The 7581-nt window shown below is 74.4% G+C and carries 6 protein-coding genes; 2 read left to right on the forward strand and 4 right to left on the reverse strand.

Annotated elements, in window-relative coordinates; all coding sequences use genetic code 11:
• Window positions 1-76 precede the first annotated feature (76 nt).
• Genes E1211_RS28740 through E1211_RS28750 form a run of 3 tightly spaced genes read right to left on the reverse strand, consistent with a single transcriptional unit; the run spans window position 77 to window position 3560 of the window.
• Window positions 77-2335 carry a cation-translocating P-type ATPase gene (locus tag E1211_RS28740; protein WP_132352815.1) on the reverse strand — a complete coding sequence of 753 codons (2259 nt, stop codon included), beginning with the start codon at window positions 2333-2335 and terminating at the stop codon, window positions 77-79.
• Between the two features lie 11 nt (window positions 2336-2346).
• Window positions 2347-3318: a hypothetical protein gene (locus E1211_RS28745; RefSeq protein WP_132352817.1), complete on the reverse strand. Its 972-nt coding sequence runs from the start codon at window positions 3316-3318 to the stop codon at window positions 2347-2349.
• Window positions 3319-3350: 32 nt separating this feature from the next.
• Window positions 3351-3560 (reverse strand): heavy-metal-associated domain-containing protein, encoded by a 210-nt coding sequence (locus tag E1211_RS28750; protein WP_132352819.1) that lies wholly within the window; start codon window positions 3558-3560, stop codon window positions 3351-3353.
• A 145-nt stretch (window positions 3561-3705) separates the two neighbouring features.
• Between E1211_RS28750 and E1211_RS28755 the strand changes: the two genes are divergently transcribed.
• Window positions 3706-4002: a metal-sensitive transcriptional regulator gene (locus E1211_RS28755; protein ID WP_120673585.1), complete on the forward strand. Its 297-nt coding sequence runs from the start codon at window positions 3706-3708 to the stop codon at window positions 4000-4002.
• A gap of 99 nt (window positions 4003-4101) precedes the next feature.
• Here the strand turns inward: E1211_RS28755 and E1211_RS28760 are convergent, their stop codons facing one another.
• Window positions 4102-6159 carry a heavy metal translocating P-type ATPase gene (locus tag E1211_RS28760; protein ID WP_132352821.1) on the reverse strand — a complete coding sequence of 686 codons (2058 nt, stop codon included), beginning with the start codon at window positions 6157-6159 and terminating at the stop codon, window positions 4102-4104.
• Window positions 6160-6367: 208 nt separating this feature from the next.
• On the opposite strand from E1211_RS28760, the gene E1211_RS28765 reads away from it, so the two are divergent.
• The coding region (locus E1211_RS28765; RefSeq protein ID WP_132352823.1) for a YibE/F family protein at window positions 6368-7581 on the forward strand (1214 nt) is incomplete at its 3' end.

A 7581-nucleotide genomic window follows, 5' to 3' on the forward strand; every position in this document is an offset into this window, starting at 1 on the left:
CAACCCACCCCCACGCCCCGGTCGATCATGGGGTTGACGGGAGATCCGAAGATCGAATCGCCCGCCAACCTCATGATCAACGCGCGGTGCTGAAGCGGCGCAGGCGGAGGCTGTTGGCGACCACGAAGACCGAGGAGAGGGCCATCGTGCCACCGGCGATCATCGGGTTGAGCAGCCCGGCCGCGGCCAACGGCAGCGCCGCGACGTTGTAGCCGAACGCCCAGACCAGGTTCCCCCGGATGGTGTTCAAGGTGCGCCGAGCCAGCCGGATGGCGTCCGCCGCGGCGGTCAGGTCGCCCCGGACCAGGGTCAGGTCGGACGCCTCGATCGCCACGTCGGTACCCGTGCCCATGGCCAGGCCCAGGTCGGCCTGGGCGAGCGCGGCGGCGTCGTTCACGCCGTCGCCGACCATGGCGACGACCCGCCCCTCGCGTTGCAGGCGGGCGACCACGTCCACCTTCTCCGCCGGCAGCACCTCGGCGATCACCTCGTCGATGCCGACCTCGTCGGCGACCGCGCGGGCGACGGTGGCGTTGTCCCCGGTGAGCAGGACGGGGCGCAGCCCCAGTCCGCGCAGTCGCGCCACCGCGACCCGGCTTGTCGGCTTCACCACGTCGGCGACCGCGAGCAGGCCACGGGCTCGCCCGTCCCAGCCGGCCAGCACCGCCGTCCGACCGGCGGCCTCCGCGTCGGTCACCGCCCGCGCCACCTCCGGCGGTACGTCGAAGCCGCGTTCCCGCAGCAGCCGGAGCCGCCCGACCACCACCGCGCGCCCCTCGACGGTGCCGGTCACGCCGAGCCCTTCGGCGTTGGCGAAGTCGGTGACCGGCGGCAGCGCGCCGGCCTCGGCCGCGCCGACGGCCACCGCCCGGGCGATCGGGTGTTCGGAGGCGGACTCCAGCGCGCCGGCCAGCCGGAGCAGTTCTCCGGGGTCGACGCCCTCGGCGGGCGCCACGGACACCAGGGTCATCCGCCCGGTGGTCACCGTGCCGGTCTTGTCCAGCACCACGGTGTCGACCTTCCGGGTGCTCTCCAGCGCCTCCGGGCCCTTGATCAGGATGCCGAGCTGGGCGCCACGCCCGGTGCCGACGAGCAGCGCGGTGGGCGTGGCGAGGCCCAGCGCACACGGGCAGGCGATGATGAGCACCGCCACCGCGGCGGTGAACGCGGCGGTCGGGCCGGCGCCCGTGCCGAGCCACCAGCCCAGCGTGCCGGCGGCCAGGGCGATCACGATCGGTACGAAGACACCGGAGATCCGGTCCGCGAGCCGCTGCGCCGCCGCCTTGCCGCTCTGCGCCTGCTCGACCAGGCGGGCCATCTGCGCGAGCTGGGTGTCACCACCGATGCGCGTGGCGGTGACCACGAGCCGGCCACCGGCGTTGACCGTGGCGCCGACGACGGCGTCGCCGGGGCCCACCTCGACCGGTACGGATTCGCCGGTCAGCATGCTCGCGTCGACCGCCGAGGTGCCCTCGTCGACCACCCCGTCGGTGGCGATCTTCTCGCCCGGCCGTACGACGAACCGGTCCCCGACGGCGAGCTGGTCGACCGGGACGCGGGTCTCCACCCCGCCGCGCAGCACGGCGACGTCCCGCGCGCCGAGTTCGAGCAGCGCGCGCAGCGCGGCCCCGGCGTTGCGCTTGGAGCGGGCCTCGAAGTAGCGGCCGGCGAGGATGAACATCGTGACCCCGGCCGCCGCCTCCAGGTAGATGTTCCCGGCGCCGTCGGAGCGGGTGATGGCGAAACGGAACGGGTGCGTCATGCCGGGCATGCCCGCGTCGCCGAGGAAGAGCGCCCAGAGCGACCAGCCGAACGCGGCGAGGGTGCCCACCGAGACCAGGGTGTCCATGGTGGCGGCGCCGTGCCGCAGGTTGATCAGCGCGGCCCGGTGGAACGGCAACCCACCCCAGACCACGACCGGAGCGGCCAGGGTCAGCGACAACCACTGCCAGTAGTCGAACTGCCAGGCCGGCACCATGGCGAGCAGGATCACCGGGACGGTGAGCGCCACGGACGTCCAGAGCCGGTTGCGCAGGCCACGCAGCTCGTCGACAGGCGCCTCGGCGGCCGGCGGGCCCGCCGGCGTCGGCGGGGGCGGCAGCTTCGCCGTGTAGCCGGTCTTCTCCACGGTGGCGATCAGGTCGTCCGGGGTGACCTCGTCGGCGAAGCGAACGGTGGCCTTCTCGGTCGCGTAGTTGACGGTGGCGGAGACGCCCTCCATCCGGTTCAGCTTCTTCTCGATCCGCGACGCGCAGGACGCGCAGGTCATGCCGCCGATGGAGAGTTCGATCAGGTTCGGTGCCGTCGGTAGCGGGGTGCTGCTGGTGGTGGTCATCACGGCTCCCCTCAGTCGTGTCCGTGGCCCGGCGCGCCGTGCCCGGCGGAGCCGGTCGAGGTGGGCGCGGCCGGGGCGGTCGGGCTCGCCTCGTCCGGCGCGACGCCGGCCAGCACGGTGAACTCGGCGGTACGCACGGTGCCGCCGTGCTTGAAGTCGAGGTAGAGGCGGTAGGCGCCGGCTGACGGCACCTCGGTCAGGAAGCTGACGGCCGGGCCGGGCGGGGTCCGCCCGTCGCCGGGCTCGCCGTCCGGGTGGACGTGCAGGTAGGCGAGGTCGCCCTGGCGCAGAGCCACCAGGTGGCCGTACGCGCCGAGGTAGGGCTCCAGGTCGGTGACCGGGGCGCCGTCGCGGCTGACGGTCAGGGTCAGCTCGGTGGTGCGGCCGGGCTGCGGGTCACCGGCCAGCGTGACCGTGTAGCCGTCGACGGTGGTGCTGGTCGCCGGGGCCGGCAGCGGCCGGGGCGTGAGGGTGCCGGGCACTGTCACGTCGACGCCGAGCGTCAACGGGTCACCCCCGGTGGGGGTGAAGTCGGCGAAGGCCCGCCACACGCCGGGCCCGGCCAGTGGCGAGGCGACCCGCCAGGTGCCGTCCGGTCCGAGCCGGGGGTGCACGTGCCGGAAGCCGGAGAGGTCGCGGCGCGCGACGATGAGGTGCATCCGTTCGTCGTGCGCCACGTCGTAACCGGTGACCGGCCGGCCGTCGCGACCGGTGATCCGGAAGGCGAACTCGCCGGCCGGGGCGGCGACCGGGGTGAGCGTGTAGCCGCGGTCGGAGACGAGCAGGCCACCGGGGAGGTGGCCGCCTTCGACGCCGCCGTGCGTCGGATCGTCCGGGGTGCCGTGTTCGGCGGTCGCCGTGCTCCCGTGCCGGGTCTCGGCGGCCGGGGTGACGGGGTCGGCCACTCGGCCGACCCCGTACGCCGCGCCGAACACCGCCGCGAGCCCGAGGGCGAATCCGCCCAGCTTCATGGGGGTGTTCATCGGTGTGACCTCGTTTCCGGGTCAGCCGCCGCTCACTCGCCGACGAGGTCGTAACCGGCCTCGTCGACGGCGGAGCGCACGGTGCTGGTGTCCAGCGGGCTGTCGCTGGTGACGGTGACCCGGCCGGTGGCCAGGTCGACCTGGACGTCGCTGACGCCGGCGACGGCGCCGACCTCGGCGCTGACCGCGCTCACGCAGTGCCCGCAGGTCATGCCCTGCACCTGGTACGTCGTGGTGACCATCGGACCTCTCCTCTCACCGCCCAGCCTATACCCCCAGGGGGTAATAGCCGGACGAACTCCGCCCTGTCGGTGTACCGGTACCCGGTGGGGGTATCCGTACACCAGCACCGTAGCATACCCCCGGGGGGTAGGCTATCCTTGCGTCATGACCACACCGACCCCCATCCGCGGGTACACGGCCAGCAAGGACCAGCTGCTCGCACGACTGCGCCGCATCGAGGGGCAGGTACGCGGCGTCGAGAAGATGGTCGACGAGGACCGCTACTGCATCGACGTGCTCACCCAGATCTCCGCGGTCCAGGCCGCGCTGGACAAGGTGGCCCTCGGGCTACTCGACGGGCACGCCCGGCACTGCATGCACGAGGGAGCGGCCGAGGGCCGCGCCGACGAGATGGCGAGCGAGATGATGGCCGCGGTCGGCCGGCTGATGAAGCGCGGATGAGCGCGGCCGGTCAGCCGGCGCGCGAGCACACCCGCACCCACGGCGGGCGCGCGGTCAGCCGGCGCGGAGGGCGCCCCGCGAACCACGGCGGGCGCGCGGTCAGCCTGCGTTCGCCGCGCCGAGGCGTACCCGGCGCAGCAGTTGGGCGTTGAGCGCCACCACGATGGTGGAGCCCGACATCAGCACCGCGGCGACGGCCGGGCTCAACGACAGCCCGGCCCCGGCCAGCGCCCCGGCCGCCAGTGGCAGCGCGACCACGTTGTAGCCCGCCGCCCAGGCCAGGTTCTGCAGCATCTTGCGGTACGAGGCCCGTGAGAGCCGGACCACCGCCCCCACCCCCCGCGGGTCCGAGGAGGCGAGCACCACCCCGGCGGACTCGATCGCCACGTCCGTACCGGCGCCGATGGCGATCCCCACGTCGGCCCTGGCCAGCGCGGGCGCGTCGTTCACCCCGTCCCCGACCATCGCCACGGTCAGCCCACGTTGTTGCAGGTCGGTCACCTTCCCGTCCTTCTGCGCCGGCAGCACCTCCGCGAACACCTCGTCACCGGGACCGAAGCCGAGGTCCGCGGCGACCGCCTCGGCGACCGGCCGGGCGTCGCCGGTGATCATCGCGATGGTCCGTACGCCCTGGGCGCGCAGCTCGGCGACCGCGTCACGCGCCTCCGGGCGCACCTCGTCGGTGAGCGCCAGCGCGCCGAGCACCGCGTCCGGCAGGCGCACCAGGTGCAGCACCACGGCGCCGCGGCCGGCCCAGCGGTCGGTCTCGCTCCGCAGCTCGCCGGGGAGGCGTACGCCCAGCTCGCGCAGGAGCGCCGGCCCGCCCACCGCGTACTTCCGGCCCGCCACGGTGGCCTCCACACCGCGGCCGGGCAGCGACCGGAACCCGCTCGCCCGGGCGGCCCCACCACGCTCGACCGCCGCCGCGACGATCGCCCGGGCCATCGGATGCTCGCTCTCCGACTCGACGCCCCCGGCGAGCCGCAGCAGCTCGTCACGCTCCACCCCGGGGACCGGGGCCAGGTCGGTGACCACGTGCTCGCCGCGGGTGAGCGTCCCGGTCTTGTCGAACAGCACCGCGTCGACGGTCCGCATCCGCTCCAGCGCCAACCGGTCCTTGACCAGGATCCCGGACTTCGCGGCCACCGCCGTGGAGAGCGCGATCACCAGCGGGATCGCCAGGCCGAGCGCGTGCGGGCACGCGATGACCAGCACGGTGACGGCCCGTACCACCGCCTCGTCGCCCCGGCCCATCAGCGTCCACACCAGCACCGTGACCACGGCGGTCGCCATGGCCAGGTAGAACAGCGCCGCGGCGAACCGGTCGGCCAGCACCTGGGCGCGCCCGCTGGACCGCTGCGCCTCGGCGACCATGCGCTGGATGCCGGCGAGCGTGGTCTGCTCCCCGACCGCCTCGACCCGGATCCGTAGCGCCGAGTCGGCGGCCACCGTGCCCGCCACCACCCGGTCGCCGACGGAGCGGGGCACCGGCCGGGACTCCCCGGTGATCATCGACTCGTCCAGCTCGGCGGCGCCCTCCACCACCCGCCCGTCCGCCGGCACCCGGCCACCCGGCCGGACCAGCACCACGTCGCCGACCCGCAGGCCGGTCACCGGCACCGGCTCGGTCCGGCCGTCCTCCGCGACCCGTTCGGCCTGGTCGGGCAGGAGCGCGGCGAGCGCCGCGAGGGCTCCGCGCGCCTGCCCGATCGCCCGCATCTCCTGCCAGTGCCCGAGCAGCATGATGGTGACCAGAGCCGCCAGCTCCCACCAGAAGTCCAGGTCGAAGGCGCCCAGGCGGGTGGCGAGCGACGCGCCGTAGGCGACGGTGATCGCCATGGCGACCAGCAGCATCATGCCCGGCACCCGGTCGTGCACCTCGCGGACGGCGCCGACCAGGAACGGCCAGCCGCCCCACCAGAACACGACCGAGCCGAGCACCGGCCCGACCCAGGTGAGGCCCGGCGCGTCGAGCCGGTAGCCGAGCCAATCCATGACCATGTGGCTGGTGACCACGACCGGCACGGTGAGCACCAGGCAGAGCCAGAACCGCCGCCGGAACATCGCCGGGTCGTGACCGGCGTGCTTGTCGTGCCCACGCCCGCGGTGCTCGGGCGCGGGCGCGTCCGGGTGGTGGGGCGACGGATCTGCGGCCATGACCCCAACATGCCCCGTCGACCGCCGCCGCGGGCGCCCTTCGCCGCCATGGCGTGACACCGCCGGCCCGTGACGGGCGCCGGAGGGGCCGCCATGGTTAGCATTCCGACGATGACTCTCCGGATCTTTCGTGGCGGAGCGGCCCCGCGCCGCTGAACCGATCTCGCCACCGGCACGTACCCCGCCCCGGATTCGTTGGGAGATTCGTATGGGCGCCGACCACACCCGTCCCACGCCGTCCGCCCCGCCGGGGGTGCGACGGATCCTCCTCGCGACGGTTGTCCCGCTCGTCGTCGCCACCGTGGTCGCCGCAGTGCTGCTCTGGCCCCACGACGCGCCGAAGTCGGACGGCGGTGGGGACCCGGCCCGGTACCACGGCACCGTCAGCCGGGTGGTGAACGAAGCCTGCCCCGCGGTGCCCGAGACACCGGAGGGGGCGCCCGGCGGAAGGCCGCAGCGCTGCGGCACCGTTACCGTACGTGTGCAGGACGGCCCGGCCGCCGGGCAGCAGGTCGAGGCACCGGTCCCGGACGGCCCGGGCGCACCCGTCGTCGAGGTGGGTGACGAGGTGGTGATGGTGCGGCTGACCGACCCGACCGACCCCTCGTCGTCGAGTTGGAACATCGCCGAGCACCAGCGGGGCGCACCGCTCGTCTGGCTGGCGTTGATCTTCGCCGCCGCGATCGTCGCGTTCGGCCGGTGGCGGGGCCTGGCCGCGCTCGCGGGCCTCGCCGCGAGCTTCGGAATCCTGCTCGCCTTCGTCCTCCCCGGCATCGGTGCGGGGCACTCACCACTGCTGGTGGCGGTGGTCGGTGCCGCCCTGATCATGTTCGTGGTGCTCTACCTGACGCACGGCGTGACCGCGCAGACCTCGGTCGCCGTGCTCGGCACCCTCGGCAGCCTGGTGCTCACCGGCGTCCTCGGCGCGATGGCCACCGCCGCCACCCACCTCACCGGCTTCGGCAGCGAGGACGCCCTCACCCTGTCGATGTTCCGCAGCGACGTCGATCTGCGGGGCCTCCTGCTGGCCGGGATCATCATCGGGTCGCTCGGCGTGCTCGACGACGTCACGGTCACCCAGGCGGCCACGGTCACCGAGCTGGCGCACGCGAACCCGGGGTTGTCCCGGCTCCAGCTCTACCGGGCCGCGACCCGGGTCGGCCGCGCGCACATCGCGTCCACGGTGAACACCATCGTGCTGGCGTACGCGGGCGCCTCGTTGCCGCTGCTGCTCCTGCTCACCGCCGACTCGCGCCCGGTGGGCCAGATCCTCACCAGCGAGTTCCTGGCCCAGGAGATCGTCCGTAGCGCGGTCGCGACGCTCGGGCTGATCGCCGCCGTCCCGCTCACCACCGCCCTGGCCGCGATCGTCACCACGGCCGGACGGCCCGTCGCCGCCCCGGCGGAGGGAGACCCGACGCC

The organism is Micromonospora sp. 15K316, from assembly GCF_004348525.1.
Classification (GTDB): domain Bacteria; phylum Actinomycetota; class Actinomycetes; order Mycobacteriales; family Micromonosporaceae; genus Micromonospora.